Here is a 24,883-nt window from a genome sequence, read left to right on the forward strand (position 1 = left end):
TCTATATACTTAACGTATCTTTAGCAATTAAATCTTTAACTTTTTTATCAAAAAGGATATATCTAATACTCGCTAGAATATATGCAGTAATGGCTGTTGGAATACAATATAAAATCATTTCTGCTAAATTGATTGTAATACCAGCCTGTTCCATAACTCCTTTTATCAATAATATTCCTCCTGCCGCAATAAAAATATTTTGGCCAAAAAAGTTTCCAATATTATCAGCAGAAGCCGCCATTGCTCTGATTTTATCAATTGTCTCTTGTGAAACTTCTTGTCCATGTAATGCAGCGGCTTCAGCCATTGGAGCAATAAGAGGTCTAACAAACGCAGGCATTCCTGCTAAGGAAATACCAAATGCTACCGTTACTTGTCTTATTAACATATAAAGCATGCATATTCTTCCCGCAGTTGCTGCATTAATTTTACCGATTAAATATCCCGCACGTTCTCTTAAGCCATGACGTTCCATAATCCCTACTACTGGTAAAATCAGTATAAATAAAGACATATATCGATTAGTTACAAATGCTTTTCCTATAGCAGCTATTGTTTCTCGAAATCCTACACCACCAACTAGACCTGTGACAATACCTGCTAGCAAAATGACAAGCAGTGCATTGAATCGAAATGCTAACCCCAAAATCATAATAACTATTCCCGACAAAACTAGCATAAAGATCCCCCTTTCAAAGGAATAATAAAACATATCTTAATTATACAAAATTTCCCGCTTTTTTTATAGGTCTATCATATCACTTATAGTTAAAAGCATTGCTTACTAACAGGAAAATCTTATTCAGAATAATCATAAAAAATTCTAGTCCATACTCCATATCAGAGCTTATCGCCTCGAATGAAAAAGACCGCCATTTCTGGCAGTCTTTTTCGGAGTGTTATTATATTGCAACCTATTACATAGGTAGAAAACTTATAATTTAGCAATAACTTCTTCAACAAATGCTTTTGCATTAGCTAAGTCGTTTTCGTCTGGATGAGATGCAGCTTGTGCATGACGTGCATCACGTTCAGGGCTTTTACCATGGTTATGGCCTTCTGGGAACATTTTGTACATCATTTCGATTACTTTCGGATCTACTTTACCTTGGCATTTGAAGTAACCTACTGGTGTTTGATCATTTGGTAACAATTTCGCAGCTGCTTCTACAGTTTCTTGTGCATGAGGAGATACTGGAGGAACCCCTAAAGTACAGAATAAAGCTACTTTTTCATTTGTGATTTCTTTAAGTACTGCTTGTGCCGCTTTATCAGCGTTACCTTGGTCTGCCCAGAAACCCATAAATACTACATCGTAAGATGCTAAATCAGCTGGAACTTCTTTCACAGATACACATGGTGTACCAGCAGGCAAAGCACTTGCCATAGCTTCTGCTACTAATTTTGTATTGCCTGTACGGCTTGAGTAAACTACGATTGCTTTCATTCATTTTCCACACTTCTAGGAAGTGCGCTCCTTTTACATAACATATAAATACTATAAATAGTATATCATTATTTTTGTATCTAACATTGTAGCCTAAGGCACAATGTTCATTTATCAGATATACATCCGCAGGCATTGCCTGCGGATACTGCACTCTTATTACTGAAGTGATTTTAAACGTACTATAGTATGATGCAGCCTACCAACTTTGACCTGGTATACCTGATTCCACTCTATGAGTGGCTATAGAACTATTACAGGAAACTATATTGTTTGGTTTGGTAAGGTGTGTAGGAGTTCACCTGTAATAGATACTACCTAAATATTTTTCTTAAATGGACTATGTCCTACTGTGCCATGAGCACGTGTAGTTTCCATATCTGTAGGATGCCCTTTTGGAATGCCCGCTGGATGTCCTTTTGGAACACCTGCTGGATGACCGCCTGCTCCCTGTGGATGTTTCGCCACACCTTCAGGATGACCACCACCTACATGTGGATGATCTTTTGGTCTACCACCATGGTTTTGAGCCGCAATATTTTCATGTAACAATGTGCTTTCACCCGTTAAGATGTACTGAACACATTCAATAACGGTTTGTGTAATATTGACATTCCAGAATCCACCAGCCGTTGTTAAGCGATATAATACGCCATTATATTCCATCAAACCACGAGTTACCCAAGTATCAAGCAACCAACGTAAGTCCTCTAGTTTTGCATCCATTTCGATCAAAGTGTCTAGATTTAAAACACCTCGTTCCAAGGAACTGATTACATAATTAGAGAATTCTTGTAGTTCAGATTGTTTCATAAGAACCATGAATGGTTTCTTACCTTCTTCTACAAGAGCCTCATATGGAGGCAATACACGGTGCAACATTGTCATGTATCCACCTAAATTACCACCAGCACCACAACCAAATGGATACATTGGGTATCCCGCTTTCGCCATAGTGTTGTACATTGAGCGTTCACGCGGTGCACGGCTCCAATGAGCTGCACTTAAACGTGTAAAATCACGTTTCATCAAGTATTTTACAGCTGCCTCATACATTAATGCTTGTTCTTTAGTGGTAGCTGCTGGGCTTACTTTGCCGCGTTCAATTAAGCTTTGTAAATCACTATTTTCAAAAACATTTAATTGATACAAATCCATACCATCTGCTGCGGATTGTTCAAGAAGTTTTAAGTCTTCCATCCACACATCCATCGTTTGATCTGGTAAACCATAGATTAAATCCACAATTACAGAACATTGTTGGTATGCTTTTAATTGTTCTAATCGAGACAACACTGTATCTTGATCATCTAAACGTCCCAATTGACGTCGTACGTGAGTATGGAAAGACTGTACCCCTAAGGACATACGGTTGACACCGTGGCTCATCCATACATCCATTTTTTCAGGCACCAAGTCGTGAATACGACCTTCTAATGTCAACTCATAGTCATTGGCCAACGGGAAATATTCTTGGATGGCAGACAACATGCGTTTTGCATTATTAGCAGATAATGATGTTGGCGTACCACCACCAATAAAGATAGTGTGAATCAAACCATCACGGAACCGTGGTTGATCGGCAGCCATTTGCATTTCTTTCAATAACATATCTACATATTTATCTTCTGCATCTTGATTCGTAGCATGTTGATAGAATCCGCAGTACGTACATTTAGTTTGACAGAATGGAATATGAATATATGCCGTTTGCATTTGCCCTGGAACAGGTGGTTGTTGCATTAATTCATTCCATACACGTTGTGCCTCATCCTTTTCTAAAGGACGCCCACTTAGACCAGCATGTACTGCACGTTTGCTTGTAAAAGCATGTGTCAACGGCGTTGCTGTATCAAAACCAAGTTGAATATTACGTTGTTCCTCCGACATGGAGTCAAATAAACTTTTTAAATCCATAATTCCTCCTGAATTATTTCTTGTGCCTTTGCACTAGTCACCATTCAAAGTGTAGTACACTGTGAATGTATTTGATACTGATGAGCCACTACCATTTGGATAATTGCCTATGCCATAGACAACATCTTGGGTATGACTGTTTAAAATACCAGGTCCTCCACCTGCCGAAACAGAGGCTATATTACCGCTCGCATCAATGGTTACGCTAACTGTAACACTACCTTGTAAGTTACGTTTTACTGCCATTGCAGGGTACGTACCTTGTGCTTGGGCTTGTACAGTAGCCACAAATCCTGCCCAGTCAAACGGTGCATTACCAGATGTAGTACCTACACCATCTCCATTACCTCCGCCACTGCCAGAGCCAGATCCACCACCGCTACCAGAGCCGTTACCGCTACCATCGCCAGTACCGTTTCCTGTTCCGTTACCGCCACCAGATCCACCACCAGTACCTTGGTTTGTAGATGTTCCATCACTTGCACCTGTAGCTGCGTTGGTAGATGTTGGCACATTCACAGCATCATCAACTGGCACTGGAGATGATAAACTTTGTTGCGCTGCTTGTACTTTAGCTTGTACAACTTCTTGTGAAAGTGGTTGAGGGAAAGATACCCCGCCGCCACCGCCACCGCCACCTGCGGATGCTTTTAAATCGTCGGAAATAGACATGTCAATTTCAAAAGCATTTTCGGTTTGTTTATGCTCTACTACGGATACTAAAGCAATACCTAACACAACAGCTAGGACAATGTGGATTACAACAGAGATTATGTAGGATTTTTTCCAGGAAATATATTGTTCCATGTGTCATCCTTTCTAGCTAGCAGCAATTGAGAACTTCTTAACCCCAATCGTTTTTAGCATATCCATAATGGCAACCACGAATCCATGTTGCGTATTTTTATCTGCTTGTAATAGTACCGCTGTATTTGGATTTTCTCCAATTTTGCTTGTAATATAGTTACGAGCTTCATCGATACTATATGGTTTAGAGTCAATCAAGATATGTCCTTCTTTATCCAATGTAAGAATGATAGGACTTTGTTTGACTTGTGTTGCTGATTGTGCTTGCGGTAATTGTACACCCAAGGACTTTTGTGCCACCGTTTCAATACTGTTCATCATGAAGAAAACCAGTAAGAAGAAAATGATATCGATCATTGGCACAATCATGAACTCAGGTTTCATTTTTAATCGACTATTTTGAAACATGAGAATCACTCCATTGTTCTTTCATACCATTTAATAACACTACAGATAAAGTTTCTGTATCATTGATAATTGCATCCATACGATGACTGAAGTATGTGTACACACAGAATGATAAGATAGCCACTAACAAACCAGTAGCAGTCGCAATCAAGGCTTCACCAACGCCGCCAGAAATAGCGGATGCACCAGCACCATTATCCAATACACTGAACGTGCCAATCATACCAGATACTGTACCTAATAAACCTAATAATGGAGAAATTGTTACGATAGCGCTTAAGTAGTCCAAATGAATTTTTAAATGAGAGGCTTCAATCATCATTTGTTCGGAAAACGCATTTTTCATACTTGTTTCGTTTTTGGAGTATGTTAATCCTGCATTCAAGATACGACCAGTTGCCGTTTGATTTGCCTCACATAACTCTTTCGCTTTCTTCCAATCATTATCTTTTATTGCAAAATACACATCATGACTAAATTCCTTTAGCAATGCAGTATTAGCTTTGAAATACGTATAACGCTCAATTCCAATTGCGATCACAATGATTGACAAAATAACCAATGGATACATTACTAATCCACCGCTGTTAAATAAATGTACAATGTATAAAAGGCTGTCCATATTATTACCTCCATTAAAAAAATATGATAATTTTTATCAGCTTATACTTATAATATCAAATTTAATAATTTCAAATCTACTCTAAATAGCTTCTACTTAATCCATTCCGACATTTTATTTATTTTCCTATATTCACTAGGTTTATGTCCCATAATAACCCGAAATGCTTCTGCAAACTTACTAGCATTTTCATAGCCATATCGGTTAGCTATGCTGAGAATACTATCATCTGTATTAGTTAAATCCTTTGCCGCCTCCTTTATCCGCATGTGCTTAATATATTGATGAATGCTACTACCATAAATCCCTTTGAAACATTTTTTCAATGCTGTCGGTGCTAATCCATATGTTTTTGCCAACTCTTCAATAGTCGGTTTTTTGTGCAAATTTTTCATCAAAAATTCGTGCATACGTTTCACACTTTCCACATGTTTTCGTTCAAAATATGGCATACAGCAATCATCATCTGATGCGATGGTGCTTAATAACAATATGATTTCCATACATTTCAATTGAAATAACTGTGGCATCACTTCATCGGGAAGATCATATAAACTTTTAAAAATGTCACTAAGTTTAGATTCTCTACGACATACAAACCCAAATTCAAAATCCTGACAAAAGCGATTACATATGTCACGAAGATCAATCCGATCATGTCCTACGAACTTATTCACCATCTCTTGGGCCTTGGGGATATAAATAGATAAATTGATACCTTTGTAATAAGAGGTAGGAAACTTTGTAGAGTGCACATAGCTAGGTGACTCTTTCCACCCTACAGAAATATCGTTTTCATCCATATATAATACTTTTCCATTATCAAAGGCGCACTCAATACGCCCTTCTTTGCAATAATGGATTTCAAACATACCATCTAAGGGTTTTGCACGGTGACGGATTTCTTTCATGGTCACCTCTTGGAACGTCAATTCTACTCCACCGAATACAGGATAACTATACATCTTTGCCTTACCTCGAGGCGTATTCATCTCATAAATGGTGCCATGTTCCACCTCGGTGGCAGACAACATGTCTATATCCATTACTTTAGGTTTGAACTTTTCTATTTTTTTCATACAATTTTGATTCATGCTCCTCCTTTCAAAAAAGCCCATTTGCTGTCTCATACGACTAACAAATGGGCCTCATTGCCGAACTACATCGCCTACTTTAATCTGAGTATCATTTCTATTACTCATTATATTTATAATTAGCAATGATTGTCAATATAAAGTTTGTCTATCTAGATTGTTTTAAATTATATCATAAAATTTCAATTTGCATAGTTTCTTATATCACTAAGATTATTTGCTTATATACAACTAATTAAATCACTATTAATTTAAGATACCTTTTTGGATTATTTATATAAAGACTTGATTATTTTCCCAAAATTTTATGTACTAAATTAGTCACATATTGCGATCTACTACCATCTGTATTCTCACGTTCTGGAACTTGTGGAATCAACAAAAGTCTAACTGGTAAATTAGACGCCCCTGGTGACATGTATTCTAATAGTAAATCTTCTGGTCTATCAAATACATCTAATAGCTGTGTGTCATAAATAGTTTCATGTCCCAAATACGGACCTTTTACAGGCACATCATAGGTGCGTACACCTTTAGAAGATGTAATCCTGAATGTGCCACTAAAAGCACCACCTAATGGATTAAAATACAAGGCATAGGGAGTGTTTCCTTCTGTGCGTAACACATATACATTAGAAATACCATAATTACCTTTGTTTTTCACCAGCTTATTGTTACTAGTCTCATCAACACCACTAATAAAGGCATCTTCTCGATCATTGGCAATTTCAAAACTAGCTGGACCTGCCTCACTATTAAACTGCGGTTCCACCACATGGAATCGACGCATTCCTTCATAAGTACCCCGTAACTCTACTTCATCTATAGGATGAATTGGCAATAAAGGCAAGCCATACGTAACTGTTGACTTAGGTTCCATCACCGCCACAGATGCATATACTGGTTCCGTAGTAGAAAAATCGATAATACCACTGAATAAATCATCTTGATTCATCAGTACTTTTTCCAACTCAGTAAAAATAGGTCGTACTTCCCCAGGGCGTAATACAAATTCTGTACCACTAGTATTGTGTGATACTAATGAAATAGTTCTTGATGTAGTATCCTTTTTAATTGCCTCTTCAATTTTTTTTGCCTTTAGTTTCTTCGATTGTGCAAGACTCTCTTTTTCTTTTTTAATTTCTTGTTGTAATGCTTTAGAACGAACCGGAATCGTTACACCTTCATTCGCCCAAGCACCTAAATCTAATGCAGTACTATTCACTTCTTTTTTCGAAAGCTCTCGTCCCACTTTAAAATAGTCAGGACTTGGTTTCGCATAGATAGCTCGTTCAATCTCTACAAATGCTGGAGCATTTCCCTTATTTTCCAACAAAATACCTACTTTCATAGGTTCTGTTCGTTCGTTCACATGATAAAAGTAAATACGGCTATTTCCTCTCAGTGTACCTGCCGCTACAATCCCCGGCTCTTTTACATATTCTGGGCTATCGGACAATAATAAAGTATCTATCTCTTTAACAGTTTTTACCTCTAAGGGTGTAAATGTATACTCATCAATATTTACCGTTCTCGGTGCTTGTCCATACGTAGTGCCTAGCCCAAGTACTGTTAAAATGCTCCCTAATAACCATTGTTTCCATTGTATTCGATTCATTAATTTCATACTACCTCTATTCTATCGTAAGCCCCTCTGGCTCCCACTGTAAGGCGAGGGCTTCTAATTTACGTAAACGATGTCCAATACCAGATTTTGTCAATTCTCGTTTGTACTTTGTTTCATAGGCATCTACCAATTCTTGCAAACTACCATCCGGAAATTCTTGACGTAATATAGCTGCCTCATAAAGACGAACTGGCAAGGAGTCGAGACCTTGATGTTTATCAATAATACGTATCGCATCTAATTGACGAACTGCTGCATTCACCGTTTTTTGTAAATTTGCTGTTTCACAGTTTACTTGACGATTAATGGTATTACGTACATCTTTCATAATTCGTACATTTTCAAAATTCATCAGCGCTGATTGAGCTCCCATAATTTGTAAACAGGAGGTCACCGCATCCCCTTCTTTTAAATATACTACAAACTCCTCTTTGCGCTCTACCTTTCGAGCATGCAATCGGAACATCTTTAAGACACGAATAATTTGATCTGCAAAGTTTTCCTTTGTAGTCATAAACTCTAAATGATAGTCACTTTGCGGCTTATTCACGGACCCACATCCCAAAAAAGCGCCTCGCAAAAAAGCCCTTCGTGATTCCATGTCCTTTAACCATTCATCTGGAATCATAGCATCCACAGGCCATAATTGTAACTCCTCTAGAGCAAGACGACTCTGTTCTGTAGGCTCTACCGTCAACGTATACATGTTCTTTTTGCGTAGGTTTAGCCCTTTACGCACTAGCACAGAAGTAGGCAAATCATACTGTTCTTTAATAATTCCTAGCACTCGTCTAGCTACTGCATTATTGGCCGTCACCAAACGTACCCCTACGCGTCCTTGCATACCTAGTAAAATGGACCCACCCATCCGTAATAAACAAGAGGCCTCTACCTTGGATGCCCACGCATCTTCTGTTTTAAATTGGCACAATTCATTTTTTACATCTTCTGCAAATGACATAGCCTCTCCTTTACTATTTCTACTAGAAAATAGAGCCTTTAGAGGCTCTACTTTCATACTTAATGATCTTCTCGCTGTAAGTAATATTCTAAAATGTGCGGTTCAATATCCGTCTGCAAAGCATAGACAACATCCATGACCACTTTCGCTAACCGATCAGAATTGTGGACCGCTTTATCTTGACTATCTACAAGATTTGCACGAACTGTCCGAATCCCCATCGATTGCAACACGTCCATATCTACGTCTACTGGTTCTTGCCCCGCTTGTTTATAGTGTTCTAATGTGGCATCTTGGATTCTGTTATCATTCACAAGAACTGTATCGATAATTCCCACCTCACTATGTGCTTCAATGGCTTTCACATGGTCAGACACAGTATACCCATCTGTTTCACCTGGCTGCGTCATCACATTGCAAATATAAATCTTAGCCGCTTTAGAGTTAGCAATGTGATCCGCTACCTTATCAATTAATAGGTTCGGCATTACCGAAGTATATAAACTGCCCGGGCCTAAAATGATGGCATCGGCTTCATCAATAGCTTGCAAGGCAGCTCCTACAGGAGATGGTCTATGTGGCTCAGTATAGACCTTCGCAATTGGCTTACCCGCATTAGGGATATTACTTTCCCCTTCTACGATGGTACCATCCGTCAATTTAGCAATCAGTTTGATTTCTTCTGTAGATGACGGAATAACACGTCCCCGAACTCGCAAGATCTTGCTAGAGGCTTCTAAGGCTTTTTCCACATCATCTTTCAGCACTTGAGTCATTGCTGTTAAGAATAAATTCCCAAAACTATGGCCCGATAATTCTGCTCCTTTAGTAAATCGATACTGGAATAGTTCTTCCATAAGTCCTTCTTTTTCCGCTAATGCTACTAAACAGTTGCGTAAATCTCCAGGAGCAATCATTTGAAAATCTTCTCGTAACCGACCAGAAGAACCTCCATCGTCTGCTACTGTAACAATAGCGGTTAAATTCGTGGTTTTACTTTTTAGCCCTCGCAATAGCATAGACAATCCTGTACCACCGCCAATCACTACGATTTTTGGTCCTTGTCCTAAGCGAATTTTTTCAAAAATATAATCACTCACACCATCTTCTGTATTAGGCAAAATCGCATTCACAATGGTCTGAATGAGCTTACGTATCCCCCACAACATAGCTACCATACCCGCCACAATACCTGCTAAACCAAGACTGGCTATGACCGTATAGTTATAGGAGCCTGTGAGATGGAATAAAAATTCTAAGAAAATATCTTCAAAGTTGCTAATCCACTGGTAGTTCATCATCATAAGGACACCCACTACCAGCCAAATCGTGCCTAAAGAAAATAGGAATAGCCACCGCTTAATATTAATGCCTGGCGCAAACCAGCGCATCCAATTATTATATTTCATAGGCTTGAGAGACGAAAGAATCGTCCCACTCCTTTCTTTATAGGTCTAATCTAGAACGTGGATTCACATCTTCTTCTACATGATTACGCATCATATCACGATGTTCCACAGAAACATTACAGCCTTTTTCTTTCAAATGTGTATATAATGCCTCTGCCATTGCTACGCTACGATGCATACCGCCTGTACAGCCTACAGCTACCACAAATTGGCTTTTTCCCTCTTGTTCATAGTTTGGCACAAGGAAATCTAGTGTAGTAAAGAAATGCTTTTTAAATTCATCAGTCACTTCAAAGGAGTGAATATACTCTTTTACCACAGGTACGCGCCCCGATTTATGACGATATTCGGGAATGTAGTATGGGTTCGGCAAAAATCGCACATCCCATACCATATCCGCATCATTAGGCATGCCAAATTTAAATCCAAAACTTACCACTGTAATAGCCATGCCATCTGTTTGTTCTTTCACGTGACTAAAAGTACGGCGCATAAATGATTTCAAGGCAGATGTTTTCATGTTTGTGGTGTCGATAATATGATCCGCCTTGCTACGTACATCCGCCAAGAGTGCCCGTTCTTGTGACAGTCCTGTACTAATACGACCTGATGGTGCCAATGGGTGACTACGACGTGTTTCTTTATACCGGCGAATCAAAGTATCATCGCTAGCTTCCATGAACACAATTTCATAAGGCACACTCATAGCCGTCAAATCATCTAAAGCACTGTTTAAATCATCAAAAAATTCACGACTGCGGATATCTACCACTAAGGCTACTCGACTCACTTTAGTGCCTGCACTTTGACGACAAATTTCACTAAACTTAGGAATCAACACAGGAGGAATATTGTCGATACAGAAATATCCCATATCTTCCAAGACTTGCATCACTTGTGTTTTACCTGCTCCGGACATACCGGTCACAATGATTAAACGAAACCCTTCCATGAGGCCCTCCTACAAAATTTTATAACACATTCGCTTCAATCCATTTAGCGACCCCATCGTTTTCATTTGTGTCGCATACTTCTTTGGCAATTGTCTTCACATGTTCCTCTGCATTCCCTACTGCCACGGAATGACCTGTTACTTGTAACATAGAAATATCATTTTCTGAATTACCAAAGGATACCATATCTGTTAAACCGATGCCCAATTGCTCACCCATAAAAGCCAAGGCTTCCCCTTTAGATACATGAGGTGCTACGATTTCTAAAAAATTTACCTTAGACCGAACTAAATCAACCATATCGCCTACTTCTTTGGAAAGAATAGCAATCACCTCTGCCATACGTTCAGGTTCTTCCACTACTAATAGTTTGTTTGTCCCTTTTTGAGGTTCATAGATCGCATCTCCTACATACATAGCCTTAGCACCTGTAATCTCTTCATAAAGACGAGAAAACTCTGTTTCACTGTGTACTAACAATTCATCATCAATATAGGACTGAATATAGATATTATGCTCTTTTGCGATGGCTAATACCTTATGCGCTACCTCTGGTGGAATAGCTCGTTCCCAAATAAGTTCCTTGCTTTCCACACGTTGGATAACTCCGCCAGAATACAATACCATCGGTACATCACCTAAGCCTAAGCGATGTGCTACAGGATATGCCGTTTGGTACATTCGACCTGTGGCAATGAGTACCTCAATTCCCTTGTCCTGTGCTTTTTTTAGGACTTCTTTTGTATAATCAGACACGGTATTATCATCACGTAACAGCGTATCATCTAAGTCTATAGCTAACAATTTCATGACATCACTCCTTTATCATATCTTTCATTATACCATATAACAACGTATAACTACTGCATAAGTATTACTAAGATACAAATAATTCTATCTAACATGATACAAATATAGCTCAACCACGAATGTTGTCCACAACGCTTAAATTAGTAGCCACCACATTGGCGAAAAGCAAAAAAATACGACAGGTTTATAATCCAGTATGGTACTGGTATGCAAACCTGTCGCAATTTCATCACTTTATAATTTAATACCCTATTGATACATTAGGAAAACAGATGATCTATACCATCCATATCCAGAATCGTGCCAATCGTAAATGGTCCAAAGATACCAAAACGAGCACTTACTTCATCAAATCGCATTTCATTGACAATTTTTTTAAACTGAATTGGATCATCACTCATCAATGTAATACCCCATTCCCAATCATCCATGCCAAAAGCACCCGTCGTAAACTCTTTGATAGTGTCTTCATATTTTTTGCCAATTTGTCCATGAGAACGCATCATGCTACCACGGCTTTGACGATCCAACATATACCAATTATCTGTTAGATTACGTTGCTTCGCCATAGGATAAAAGCACATACACGCCAATCTAGGAATTTTTGGATATAACCGAGCTTGTACTTTTGGATGGTCTTTCGGAGATTTCACATAATTGCTTACTTCAATCACAGATACAAAAGAAGATTCTGGCTGTAATACACTAAAGATTGGTAATTTTTTTAGTGTCAATTCTACTTCGTTCAAATCTTGCAAGCTTGGTTGCAAGAACCAAAACATAATATCTCCCTTGTGACCATTGATTTGGTACATAGCATAGCTACTTGTATGGGCCTCATGAGCTGTTTCTAAATTCCCAATAAATGCTTTGAAAGATTGCAATACTTCAATTTGTTGCTCAGCAGACCAGCTTCTCCATTTTTCAAAATTGATGGAATAATTAGCGTGTAAGCTAAACCAACCTTCGTATGTTTCAGGTACTTTTTCTAGTCCTGTAGTATGTCCATGCATAGGTGTTGCACCTGCATGAACAGATTCTGTATGTGTATCCATAGGAACTACCTCCTTAGTTTCTTCTTTCCATGCTTCTACCAATTCATAGGCTTGTTTGATGCCATCTGGCATGCCGACCCCTTTAAATGGAGTTCCAATTAATGCCAATCCCGGATAGTGTTCTTGGGCATGGTCCATGAGGGTTGCCACTCGTTCTTTGTGGCCCACTTCATATTGGGGCATACTTTTTTGTAACCGTACCACTTCTATCCATTCTGGATTTCCTGTAAACTTCAATATATTTCGTATTTCTGAAAGCGCCAATTCACACAGTTCTTCTTCACTGTGCGTATCTACCGTAGAGTCTGTAGGCTTCCCTAAAAAGACGCGTAATACCACCTTGTCTTGTGGTGTCGTTTGTGGCCACTTACTAGAAATGTAAGTACATGCCGTCAATGGTGTCTCTGTGCTGCGAGTGATGACAAAGCCTGTGCCTTGCAATGGTTTTGTAAAAGCTGACTTCGGCAAACTCATAATGACAATGGCACAAGAAGATTGTTCCATATGCCGCAAGTCTTCAAATTTTTTATCTCCCACAAAAAATTTTTCATAGGCTTTAGGTGGCGTAGTGATCACAAGACGATCGTAGGAGTCTGTACCGTTTTGTGTTTGCACTGTATAGAGCTTATCTGTGTATGATGCCTCTAGCACCTCAGTCGATGTGTGCAAAGAAACGTTCTTTGGCATTTGTTCCACAAGAGCATCTACTAATGATTCTAAACCTCCCGTTAATTGGGCAAATTGTCCTTCAGTAACCGCCCCAGATTGTTTGCGCATACCTTGCATAGCCATCATACCTTTGACCAAGTTTCCATGCTTTTGTTCTAATTGACGAAATTCTGGAAAGGTTCCCAGTAAACTTAAGCGTTTTAAGTCTCCACCGTAGATACCTGATAAGAGAGGTTCAATTAATAAATTGACTAGTTCGTCCCCTAAATGATACCGAAAAAAGGCATCGATACTCATATCCTCGTTTCCTGGATATGGTTTCTTAAAAATATCTAATCCAGCTCGTAATTTACCAGACCAACTCAATAAGCTAGACATAGCAAAAGGAAGAAATTCTGTAGGGATGCCAATGATGGATCCTCCAGGGATAGGCTTCATTTGACCTTGATGATAAATATAGGATTCTCCCGTAGCATTACGTACCAAGGTATCACCTAATCCCAATTCCTGTACCAAATCTGTCATAGATGTTTTTCTGGCTAAATACGAATCAGGCCCCACTTCTACCACATAGCCATCGCGACGTTTTGTTTGTATCTTTCCACCCCAACGATTCGAAGATTCTAGGACATGAATGTCCCAGTTAGGAAATGCTTTGCCCATATAATACGCTGCAGATAAGCCCGTTAGACCACCACCAATAATTGCTACTTTCATATTATCCCTCCTTCAAGAGAGCTGTTAATACACCATGCGCCATGGCTTTCACAAAGAGAGTGTCACGATCTGGCATAGGCACTCGCACATACGACATACCTAAGTGATCACATTGTTCACGACGTTCCACATCTAAATCATAAGATACTTCCATATGAGTGCAAGTAAAGCCGATAGGCATATATACCACATGGGTATGCCCTTCTGCGCCCGCTTGTTCCGTAACCATTTCTACCGTAGGTGTTAGCCATTCCCCACGAGTGCCTGCACTTTGCCAAGCTAGGGTAGCATTGGGCAACACCAATTGATCTGCTATAGATTGCATCACCCGTTGTAAGCTATGCACATATCCATCATAGGAAATTCCTTGCATCAGTGGCACACTATGGCCAGTAAAGACATACAGCGGTTTCGCCGTAATAGGCAATGTACGCATAGTCTTCTGTACTCGGTCTGTCCAAGATTGCACTAATGTCGGTATATCTGCCCAATGTTGTACTACCTTCCATCGGTCATTCATAAACGGTTTCAGTGGCTCTAGATAGGATGCATTTAATATGTCTGTTCCATAAGGATTCATCATAAGTACCACTACTGTATCATAGTGGCCCAATTCCTTCGCTACATCCCCGATGAGTGGTTCTATATATTTATGTGCTTGTACCACCGTTACCTTTGCAAAGGGCAGTTCGTTTTGTAACTCTTCTTGTAACCGCTCTACTTGCCATGCGGTAGACTCCATTAACTGAGATTGTCCACCAATGCGTTCATACTTATGTCGCAATCCTTGTAATTCTTTGTCACTTGGCCCGTGACCTCTCCGTATGCGGGTATAATATGTTTTCACATCTTCTAAGGAGCGGGGAGAGCCATAATCTAATACCAATACACAAACTTGTTGTATCTCTTTATCCTCTGTCATGTACATACTCCACTATGTTTCGCAATACTTTAGGATTCGCATCTGGCACAACACCGTGGCCTAAATTAAAAATATGCTTTCCATGAGCAGCACCTTCTGCCAAAATACGATCAATTTCACCTTGAATTGTCTTCCAATCTGCAAATAAATAGGCAGGGTCCAAATTCCCTTGTAATGTTTGCTTGATGCCCATCGCACTTGCTTCTGCAATGGAGCATCTCCAATCGCAACCGATTACATCTAATGGTAATTCTTTCCACACTGGGAATAAATGCTTAGTACCTACGCCGAACATAGTGATAGGAATATGAGGATATCGTTCTTTAATAGTCCCAATAATATGTTTCATATACGGAAATACACCATTTTCATATTGTTCCATGGAAAGGGCTCCAATCCATGAATCAAAAATTTGAATTGCATTCACACCCGCCTGAATTTGACCTTCCATATAAGTAATGGACATAGCAGTCAATCGCTCCATCAAAGCATGCCAAATCTCAGGCGTTGCCACTAAACATTGACGAGTTTTCTGGTAATTCTTAGAAGGGCCACCTTCAATCATATAGCTAGCCAATGTGAAAGGAGCTCCTGCAAAGCCAATTAAGGGAACTGTGAGCATTTCTTTCGTCAACATTTGGATCGTTTTCACCATAAAGTCCAATGATTCTTCTACTACAATATCCCGTAGCTTTTCCACATCATCTTTGGACCGAATAGGATTGGAAATCACTGGCCCTATACCAGATTTTATGTTCACATCTACGCCCATGGGCACCAAAGGCGTCATAATATCCTTGTACAAAATAGCCGCATCCACATCATACTCATGAACGGGAAGAGCTGTTACTTTTGCACATAATTCCGGTTGATGAGTAATCTCAAATAGGCTATATCGCTCTTTAATCTTGCGATACGCCGCTTGACTTCGTCCCGCTTGACGCATAAACCAAACTGGTCTACGGGACACCGACTCACCTGCAATCATTTGCAAATAATCCTGTCGTTTTTCCATATATAATTACACCTTACCTTTTATCAAACCAAACTTGGATTCTATATTCTATTGTAGCATATGGCGCATGTATTTACCTATATATTCTGTCACTTCTAAATGACTATATATTGATTTATATCTATAAGTTCTGCCCCTAACATATGAGCAATTTCTTTGGCGCGGTTCATGCGAACAAAACTGGTATCTGTATCGATGACCGTCGTTTGTATTCCCTGATTCGCAAGCCATCTACCGATGTCGTCTAGTCCCTGCAGTGCTTGTGAGGTGACCTTCCCATCTGTAATAATTACGACCTTTGCCTGTACATGCCCCATTTGAGACATGTCATTGCCTATCTGTTTGACCGCTTCCTCAATACCTTTTACAAAGGGCGTTCTGCCCCCAATACGAGCTTCTCCCAATGCTTTGGGGATGGTCTCAATTCGCTGTGTCAGCGGCACCACACATTGCGCCCCATGCTTTTGAAAGGTGATGAGCGATACATACTGTCGTTTTACATACATCATCTGTACCAATTGCGAAAGTAACTTCTCTGCCCCCTGTAATCGTTGTCTCTGCCCCATAGATCCACTTGTATCAACTACTAAATAGATGGCTTCTTTTGGTATTTCCTGATACATAGCATATCTGATATCTTCTATAGTTAGCCGAATCGGTACTTTCCGACTGCGTACAATCCCTTGTACTATCGTTGGTATCCATGCAATGGTTCTCCCCATAGTTCCTTGACGATGTACCTTAGGGCCTCGACCGTCATCACTGATGTCTATGTGTTTCTTTGCCAGCCCAGATTGCAACATCCCATATAAATGTAACACCTGCGTTTCCACTGCTTCTGAAAGTGCAAAGGACTCCTCTACCTTATCTCTATGGGATGTACTGAGACCTTCTTTATCTGTATCATTTCCCAGTGGTCCATCTAACTCCATATAGCCAGAACCATTTTCTTTCTCTGCCTGATTTGTATCTTGATTAATGTCCTCTTCTACTTCTTTTTGCATCTCATAAGATCTATCACCATCTGATCTCATTCCCTGAGGACTTCTTTCCTCTTGCCCATCCTGCAACTGGCCATTGCCAGCCTTCTGCGGAGAACTGTTCTCTTCCCCTCGGTTTGAACTGGTCCCTTTTCTTTCCTCTTGTTCCCTTCTTGCCTCATTGGATGGCATTCGGTCAGATGAATCCTGTGCCTCTCCATCTTGCTGTGTCCGAGGGTTCACTAGGTTCTTCATCTTTTGTGGTAATGTCCACTGGAGTACTGATTCTACATCAGTAGGCTCCACAAACTGATGGCCTTTTTCTCTAGCTAAACCGATGGCCGCTTTCAGTAAAATATATTCCATCCCCATAAAGGAAATGTTGAATTTCTCTACTAGACTGGAAATATATGTATATATGCTATCATGCACGGTGGGGATTCCAGGTGCATCCATTAATTTCCCCTTAGAACAAATCAACTCTTCTCCATGAGTTCCATATACATCTACTGATATTCCCTCCCCGTGGTAACATTCACGAGTCGCACCGTTCTCATATATATCTGCATGGTCTCTATCTGCTAGGACTCGCACTCTAGTATCCACATCCGGTGATTCTATGGGTATCCACAAATCCATATCATAGACCCATTCTGAAAGCCCTTCTGCTCCCGTATAGGTCCCAATGATTTGTAGCGGTCTTCCCTCTTCGTACCGACGATTTTGCTCGTAAAGAATCCGTAACCACATGGACCGGTCAAAGTGATCCAATCCTTCGCAGATAAGCAAGTCATACACGTCCCAAGGATGTGCTTGTTTTACAATTTGAGCTGTTTCTAAGGTCCTTTGTATATCCACTGCTTCCTGCATAGCACTCACATCTGTGTGGGATGTAATCGTCGTATAGGTTCGGCCCCTATCAAGCAATGCTTGTAACAGGGCATAAGTTTTTCCCGTTCCCACTTCACCTGAAATCAGTAATGTCCGCAACAAAGGTTCTTGCAAAAAGAGGTGAATGCCTGTATTCAGTTGTACACTCATACCATTTACCTCCTTTAACAAAATCTTTGATAATTCTACTACTTCTGTATCCCTTCATAGGTAGCCCATAGATTGTCCAGCATAGTTTCATCAAATTCACGTTGCTCAAAGGGTTTTCGCTTCATCCGATGAGATACCACAAGCGGTGTCAACTGTTTCAGATGATCCATGGTCACATGGGGCTCCCCTTGTAAGGCCGCCAAAGCACGGCTACTATTGAGTAAGGTAATATCAGAACGATGTCCCTCTACGCCTAGGGTAATAGATATATTGGCAATCAATTCTAATAGATTTGCATCTACCCCAATGGTAGGCAATGCTTTGCGCGCTGATTCAATAGTGTTACGCAATGCTTCATCGTCCTTCCTGTAGGATTCAATAAATGCTTGTGGAGTATCTTCAAAAGCCAATCGACGACGCAATACTTCCATCCGCAACGCTACATCTGTTTCTGCTTTCACAGTCACCGATAGACCAAAGCGATCCAACAATTGCGGGCGAATAGCCCCCTCTTCGGGGTTCATGGTGCCCACCAAAATAAATCGTGATGGATGACTATGGCTAATGCCCTCACGTTCAACCCGATTCACACCCATCGCCGCCACATCTAGCAATGTATCCACTAAGTAGTCCTCTAGTAAATTGACTTCATCCACATAGAGAATATTTTCGTGAGCCTCAAATAAAATGCCTGGAGAAAACTTTTGCTTCCCCTCTTGCAGAATCCGCTCAATATCCAAGGTTCCCACCAATCTGTCTTCCGTGCAATGCAATGGAAGGTCAACCACTTTCATCGGTGTGCCATCACGATGCATCGGCAGCACCTTGGCTAAGCCTCGTACCGCCGTCGATTTTGCCGTTCCCTTATCACCCTGTATCAATACACCACCTACCCGTGGGTCTACCGCATTGAGGAGTAAGGCCAATTTCATTTGATTTTGTCCTACTAAGGCTGTAAAAGGATATATAGTACTCATGTTAGTCTCCTTGCGTTTCATCATAATACCCCTCTAGGTCATCTTCCAAGGACATTGCCACATCGCGCAATCCTTCTATACGTTCCGCACTGGCCTTCCAAAGTCCTCGTTGTTCTGCTTCTAATAAAGTATGACAAATGGCTCCTAATGCCCAAGGATTGACTTGGCGCATCCAGTCTTGTACGTCCTGATTCATGACATATTCGTCTGTATAGGCATCATACATCCAATCTTGAATCATATCACTAGTGGCATCCCATTCATAGGTATGTTGTACATAGGACGCCATATCCGCTGCTCCCTTGTAACCGTGTTTCATCATACCTTCTATAAAAATAGGGTTCATAGGTTCACTACGGAACTGACGCTGAATTTCATCTTCTAAGGAACGCACCAAAATATCTTTGCGGTACGTTGTATCGCCTATAAAGGATTTCGGTTGTACTCCTTTGATAGATTCTACAGCAGCGATCATCCCACCATGATAGGCATTGAAATCATCTGTACTTAATAAACTAACCTCTCGGTTATCTTCATTTTTCACAGTCACTTCGATGGAACCTAATCGCTTGCGAAACTGTTGATGGCTTGGAATAATCTCCCCTTGCTCATCATATCCATAGCCACCCCAGGTGACATAGGCATTGGCTAAATCTTCACGAGTAGACCAATTACTTTGTTCTAAAATTTGGTTTACCCCTGCCCCATAGACACCTGGTGCATCGCCAAAGATACGAATCGTAGCAGCCTTGACCGCTTCTTCATAGTCCATACCATCTTCGACTAACGCAGCTGTATCCAAGTTTATATGTTTTTTTACGTAATTCACACTATGATCTTCATCAAGGGCGTTTACCATTTGCACAGCTTTTGCAATCCACATGACACCAGAAGGCATCATATCTCGGAATAACCCACTAATACGGCTTGTTACATCGATGCGTGGTCGCCCTAATTCCTCGAGAGGTATAACTTCTAAATCGGACACACGACTTCCTGTATAAACTGGTCGTACACCCAATAAATAGAATACTTCACCAATACATTGTCCATGAGTGCGTTGCGTGTTGTCTGCCCACAAGACAATACCGATTTCCTCTGGATATCGCTGTTCTTCTCGAATATATTCATTGAGCAATGCATCGCCTAGTTCACAACCGATGGCATAGGCAGGCACGGTCGGCAAGGTCCGTTCATCAACGCCATAAAAATTGCGCCCCATCGGTAGCACCCCGATACCACCATTAGTAACAGCCCCACCGATATTAGGTGGAATATAGTTTCCTTCTAAACCTCGTAATAATTGGCACATTTCTTCTGTGGTTTGGCGCAACCCTGCGAGGTAAGTTTCACACAGCGTTTCTTTCTGTGCATCATCTGGCACACCATGCATGTCTATGAAAGCATCTATATACCCATCCTCTTCCTCTGTGGTTGGATTTTGCCCTAAAATATGCAAGCCACAACGAATATGACGATGTTGGATATCCATCAAATAATTATGAATATCCCCTAACAGTTCTTCTGCCTCGTCTGCATGAATGGAGTCAGCTAAGGCACGCCACTCTTCTTCACTGACAGTTCTATCTACCACAAAGTGTACCTGCCCGCCCTCTTGGTACCAGTCGAAGGCTTCGCACAAATGCTCTAAATGACACTCTTTCACGGATGATAATATATACCCTAGTACCACTTGCTCTTGGTTTGTTTCCTGGGCTTTCATATGGTCATATTCGTCCAAATATCGTTCTAGCGTTTCATAGTCACCATACAAACCAGACCGCTTCATAGGTGGTGACAAATAGCTAAGTAAAACAGCATGGCTACGCCGTTTTGCTTGGATGCCTTCACCAACGATGGTTGTCCAGTACGGATAGAGATTAGGTATATCTTCGATACCTAACTGAGGATAACAATAGGAACTTAAAGCCGTTCCCTTACCGGGCAACCATTCTAAGTTACCATGGGTTCCCATATGAATCGCCACATCGGCTTGAAATACAGTACGCACCCAATGATATACTCCCTCATAGTGATGCGTAGGCGGAATGTCCGGCGAATGGTACAAAGCATCTGGATTATCACTAAATCCACGTGGCGGTTGTACTAATACCCACACATTGCCAAAGGCCACACCGGGAATAATGAGCTCATCCTCTTCTACAAATATCTCCCCTATGGGCTGTCCCCAATATTGTAGTAGTGATTCTTGGGTAGCACTATCTAGCTTTGAAAACCACGTCCTATACACTTCTTTCGGTAGTTTTGGAGCTTTCTCTACGGCTGAATCGGTCAAGCAATCTACATCATTCGTAGCATGTTTGGTCAGTATCATCATTAGATCTTCACTCGTTTGAGGGATATCGTCTACTGTATATCCGTTCTGTTGTAATTCTTGCAACAACCGTAGTACAGATTCTGGCGTGTCTAGCCCACAGGCATTGCCAATATGTGAATTTTTAGGAGGATAATTATGAAGGAATAGAGCAATCTTTACTTCTGACCTATGTTTCTGTTGCAATGCAATCCATCGTTTGGCTTGGTCTACTAACTTTTGAATGCCCTCAGGATATGGTTTAAAATAGTAGCCTCTTTCCTCTGAATACGTTCTGGTCCCTACAATATGACCATTTAAAATGCCATCTATTTCCGGCAATGACAAGGAAAAGGATATATCCATAGGCTCTAACCCTTGTGAACGTGTTTGCCAGCTTTCAAAAGTAGTATAGGTAACAAAGCCCTGCAAAATAGGGATTCCTAAATCCGTCATTTCATCACGACTCGCCCCCTGCAAGCCAATGATGGAGAACTTGCATGTATTAATGATGAGAGATATTGTCTCTTTCACTTGATGATCAAACAACGTGTGCCAACAATCGTACCACCGTAATTGTCCACCAGATTTACTGCTGTATTGACCAAATACTAATACCGGCGATAACCCATGTTCTAATGCACGATCATACAGTGCATAGGGATAGTCTAATTGACCTTGTACCCATTCATCTCGATAAAAGAAAATGCCTACCACTGGACCGCCATGATCATAGTCCTTACGATATGCCTCATAGGATGGATACACTTCCCCTTGTCTGCCTAAAATACCTTGGTATGGTAGTTCTTTCACCGGTTCTACTAGCCCTGTATAACCTTGTAAGGATAGCATATATTGGCACAGTCCATAAAAGTTTTCTGTTCCACCTTGGTGCAAATAAGCCTTAATTTGATCAATGTCCTCATCTGCAATACCATATCTCTGTATATCCGACGCTGAATCATGGAATAGTAATACATAAGGAACTTGTTTCTGTGTAATATATTTGTGAATCCCTTTTACCAAAGGAGTATCTAAGGTACTTCCTACATGAGTAAATAGTACTATATCCGTACCATCAATCGCCCTCTGAACATCTTCTAACTCTATATTTTCAGATGACAGAAAGACTATGCCCAAGGACATAGTCTCATCTGTATACTTCTGTTCTATTTCTTTAGCCCATTGCCAATGCTTCGTCATAGACGTAATGAGTAATATAGAATATTTCATATCGTACTCACCACAATACGTAATGTCTTCCCTTTCATCATTACTGCCTCCTAACTGTAGCACTTAGCTACTAACCGCTTGTGTCCACATGCTCATTGTAGAACACAGTCTGTTACCTTTTTAAGTAAAGGATTTGACTATACAATTGCTCATACTCATTCATTGCGTGAAAGGATATACTTTTAGTTTATCATACTATAGGTTTCATGTGATAGTAAAATAAATTTTATTTAATAACTATCATAGTGTAACAAAAAAGCACCGCCACAAAGGAAGGTGCTTTTCTATCCAGTCACTATGGTGATCGTTATTCCTTTACAGATAGCATTTCTCTAAGAGCCTCGTATCCATAGGTCACCATTGGTATATCTTGTATTAAATTTTGTTCTGTTATGTCCTCTTCCGACTCTATTACGACACAGATGTCATTAGCCCCCGCTAGTCGCAGTAGGCGAACACTTTCACCAATCTGAGACGCATCTAATGCATCATTCGTAACCACAACGCCTACTACATTGCGATTAAAAGCTCCTGCCGTAGCTGGTGGATAGGGATTGAATGGTTCCCCTAAGCGGTAGCCCAGTACCACGGTATCCACATCGTAGGATGACACTAAAAGAGCAGAAAAATACCAAGGATTTTCAATGTACTCTCCGGGAGTTAGCACACAATTGCCTTCACGATACACCGCCATTGGCCGTGGCAACGTCTTCTTTCCGCCTAAAAGACATTGTACCACAGTTTCCACATGACTATAGGTGCTACCAACCCACAAAGTACTACGCAAGGTATCCACGGTTAGCTCCTTGTAAGAGGAACTACGCTAAACTGTAGCAATTCCGAGAATCCCTGTAATACACTAGAGAGTGATACCTCTACGCTTGAAACATCTCCTGATATTAACACAGCCCCTGAAAATCGATCGATAAATTCGATATGTACATTGGCTGCTTTAGAGGCCATATCTCCTGCAATAATAGCCGCTTCCCCTGGGGTAATCGTCAAAATACCTACAGCACTACGACCTTCGCTATCTAGACCTAATTTACTGTATAAGTCCCTTTTTGGATTCGCTAATACATGAGCTAATGTGACTTGTTTTCCTGGTACTGACTCTTGAATGATACGTTGTTTATCTAGCATAGGATATAACCTCCTTTCCAATTATAAATGTAAAGCTACATGTAGCCAGTTAAATGCGCCCACTGCTAATAGTGCCCCAATCGTTGGTCCTACAATTGGTACCCAAGCATAACCCATATTCGCAGTTCCTTTATTAGGAAGTGGTAAAATCGCATAGGCCAAACGTGGAGTAAAGTCACGAGCAGGATTCAATGCAAAGCCTGTAGTTCCACCAAAAGAGAAACCGATACTTGCTACAAGGAAACCAATAATAAGTGGTGCTAAACCATCGGCCATAGGTCCCAAGAAAAGTACACAAAAGATGAATAAGAAAGTAGCAATCACTTCAGATAGTAAGTTCCAAGCTCGTTCATCACAAGCTGGACCTGTAGCAAAAATACCTACACAGTTTCCTTCATCTGGACCAGTAATCTTGAAGTGAGGATAGTAATGTAGCATCGTAATGCCTGCGCCTACAAAGCCACCTAATAATTGAGCGATAACGGCTCCCAATACTAACTCAGGAGGGAATAATCCACCTGCTGCAAAAGCAATCGTTAATGCTGGGTTCAAGTGTCCTACGCCACCTAAGTGAACGGCCACATAGACTGCAAATGTAACTGCAAATCCCCAACCAAACATCAATCCAATCCAGTTTGTTTTAATAGCGCTTGTGATTGTATTTTTAAGTAATAATCCAGCGTTACAACTACTACCGAAAGCCATTAAAATAGCTGTTCCGATAAATTCACTAACATACACTTGTGTAGCATCCATATGTGT

Annotated in this window: 21 protein-coding genes; all 21 read right to left on the reverse strand. The window is 40.5% G+C overall.

Features of this window, described 5'->3' with window-relative positions; translation table 11 throughout:
• Position 1: 1 nt before the first annotated feature.
• The 21 genes from EO119_RS03030 to EO119_RS03135 all read right to left on the reverse strand — a co-directional run bounded on the left by EO119_RS03030 (position 2) and on the right by EO119_RS03135 (position 24,877).
• A complete protein-coding gene (locus tag EO119_RS03030; RefSeq protein WP_038144755.1) occupies positions 2 to 679 on the reverse strand; it encodes a DUF969 domain-containing protein in 678 nt (225 codons plus the stop codon).
• A gap of 255 nt (positions 680 to 934) precedes the next feature.
• Positions 935 to 1,447 (reverse strand): flavodoxin family protein, encoded by a 513-nt coding sequence (locus EO119_RS03035; RefSeq protein WP_126940650.1) that lies wholly within the window; start codon positions 1,445 to 1,447, stop codon positions 935 to 937.
• Positions 1,448 to 1,765: 318 nt separating this feature from the next.
• Positions 1,766 to 3,364, reverse strand: coding sequence for a heme anaerobic degradation radical SAM methyltransferase ChuW/HutW (gene hutW, locus EO119_RS03040; protein ID WP_126940652.1), 1,599 nt, complete (start codon positions 3,362 to 3,364; stop codon positions 1,766 to 1,768).
• A gap of 33 nt (positions 3,365 to 3,397) precedes the next feature.
• The gene (locus EO119_RS03045; protein ID WP_009353703.1) at positions 3,398 to 4,171 is read right to left on the reverse strand and encodes an energy transducer TonB; all 774 of its coding nucleotides are present in this window, start codon (positions 4,169 to 4,171) and stop codon (positions 3,398 to 3,400) included.
• A gap of 12 nt (positions 4,172 to 4,183) precedes the next feature.
• Positions 4,184 to 4,579 (reverse strand): biopolymer transporter ExbD, encoded by a 396-nt coding sequence (locus tag EO119_RS03050; RefSeq protein ID WP_009353705.1) that lies wholly within the window; start codon positions 4,577 to 4,579, stop codon positions 4,184 to 4,186.
• Positions 4,566 to 5,201, reverse strand: coding sequence for a MotA/TolQ/ExbB proton channel family protein (locus tag EO119_RS03055; RefSeq protein WP_009353689.1), 636 nt, complete (start codon positions 5,199 to 5,201; stop codon positions 4,566 to 4,568). Before EO119_RS03055 ends, EO119_RS03050 begins: the two co-directional genes overlap by 14 nt.
• A gap of 92 nt (positions 5,202 to 5,293) precedes the next feature.
• Complete coding sequence (locus EO119_RS03060; protein WP_164723945.1) at positions 5,294 to 6,295, reverse strand: AraC family transcriptional regulator; 1,002 nt, start codon at positions 6,293 to 6,295, stop codon at positions 5,294 to 5,296.
• A gap of 289 nt (positions 6,296 to 6,584) precedes the next feature.
• Complete coding sequence (locus EO119_RS03065; RefSeq protein WP_126940656.1) at positions 6,585 to 7,922, reverse strand: hypothetical protein; 1,338 nt, start codon at positions 7,920 to 7,922, stop codon at positions 6,585 to 6,587.
• Between the two features lie 7 nt (positions 7,923 to 7,929).
• Positions 7,930 to 8,883 (reverse strand): DNA-binding protein WhiA, encoded by a 954-nt coding sequence (whiA, locus tag EO119_RS03070; RefSeq protein WP_126940658.1) that lies wholly within the window; start codon positions 8,881 to 8,883, stop codon positions 7,930 to 7,932.
• A gap of 59 nt (positions 8,884 to 8,942) precedes the next feature.
• The gene (gene yvcK, locus EO119_RS03075; protein ID WP_164723738.1) at positions 8,943 to 10,292 is read right to left on the reverse strand and encodes a gluconeogenesis factor YvcK family protein; all 1,350 of its coding nucleotides are present in this window, start codon (positions 10,290 to 10,292) and stop codon (positions 8,943 to 8,945) included.
• A 37-nt stretch (positions 10,293 to 10,329) separates the two neighbouring features.
• Positions 10,330 to 11,244, reverse strand: coding sequence for an RNase adapter RapZ (gene rapZ, locus EO119_RS03080; protein WP_062402003.1), 915 nt, complete (start codon positions 11,242 to 11,244; stop codon positions 10,330 to 10,332).
• A 19-nt stretch (positions 11,245 to 11,263) separates the two neighbouring features.
• Positions 11,264 to 12,055: a Cof-type HAD-IIB family hydrolase gene (locus tag EO119_RS03085; protein WP_126940660.1), complete on the reverse strand. Its 792-nt coding sequence runs from the start codon at positions 12,053 to 12,055 to the stop codon at positions 11,264 to 11,266.
• Between the two features lie 260 nt (positions 12,056 to 12,315).
• Positions 12,316 to 14,496, reverse strand: coding sequence for a protoporphyrinogen oxidase (hemG, locus tag EO119_RS08215; RefSeq protein ID WP_240632807.1), 2,181 nt, complete (start codon positions 14,494 to 14,496; stop codon positions 12,316 to 12,318).
• Between the two features lies 1 nt (position 14,497).
• Positions 14,498 to 15,418 carry a ferrochelatase gene (gene hemH / locus EO119_RS03100; protein ID WP_164725669.1) on the reverse strand — a complete coding sequence of 307 codons (921 nt, stop codon included), beginning with the start codon at positions 15,416 to 15,418 and terminating at the stop codon, positions 14,498 to 14,500.
• A complete protein-coding gene (gene hemE, locus EO119_RS03105; RefSeq protein ID WP_126940664.1) occupies positions 15,405 to 16,433 on the reverse strand; it encodes a uroporphyrinogen decarboxylase in 1,029 nt (342 codons plus the stop codon). The genes hemH and hemE overlap by 14 nt, the downstream gene beginning before the upstream one ends.
• A 95-nt stretch (positions 16,434 to 16,528) precedes the next feature.
• A complete protein-coding gene (locus tag EO119_RS03110) occupies positions 16,529 to 18,454 on the reverse strand; it encodes a VWA domain-containing protein (protein WP_126940665.1) in 1,926 nt (641 codons plus the stop codon).
• A gap of 38 nt (positions 18,455 to 18,492) precedes the next feature.
• On the reverse strand, positions 18,493 to 19,431 hold the full coding sequence (locus EO119_RS03115; RefSeq protein ID WP_062402015.1) for an ATP-binding protein: 939 nt from the start codon (positions 19,429 to 19,431) through the stop codon (positions 18,493 to 18,495).
• A 1-nt stretch (position 19,432) separates the two neighbouring features.
• Entirely contained in the window at positions 19,433 to 22,978 is a 3,546-nt protein-coding gene (locus EO119_RS03120) for a cobaltochelatase subunit CobN (protein WP_126940666.1), read from the reverse strand.
• A gap of 307 nt (positions 22,979 to 23,285) precedes the next feature.
• Positions 23,286 to 23,774, reverse strand: coding sequence for a EutP/PduV family microcompartment system protein (locus tag EO119_RS03125; RefSeq protein WP_126940667.1), 489 nt, complete (start codon positions 23,772 to 23,774; stop codon positions 23,286 to 23,288).
• 2 nt (positions 23,775 to 23,776) lie between these two features.
• Positions 23,777 to 24,121, reverse strand: coding sequence for an ethanolamine utilization microcompartment protein EutS (gene eutS / locus EO119_RS03130; protein WP_009353658.1), 345 nt, complete (start codon positions 24,119 to 24,121; stop codon positions 23,777 to 23,779).
• Between the two features lie 21 nt (positions 24,122 to 24,142).
• A complete protein-coding gene (locus tag EO119_RS03135) occupies positions 24,143 to 24,877 on the reverse strand; it encodes an MIP/aquaporin family protein (RefSeq protein WP_009353708.1) in 735 nt (244 codons plus the stop codon).
• Positions 24,878 to 24,883: the final 6 nt, after the last annotated feature.

Source organism: Veillonella sp. CNR 79/14 (assembly GCF_003992185.1).
Lineage (GTDB): Bacteria > Bacillota > Negativicutes > Veillonellales > Veillonellaceae > F0422.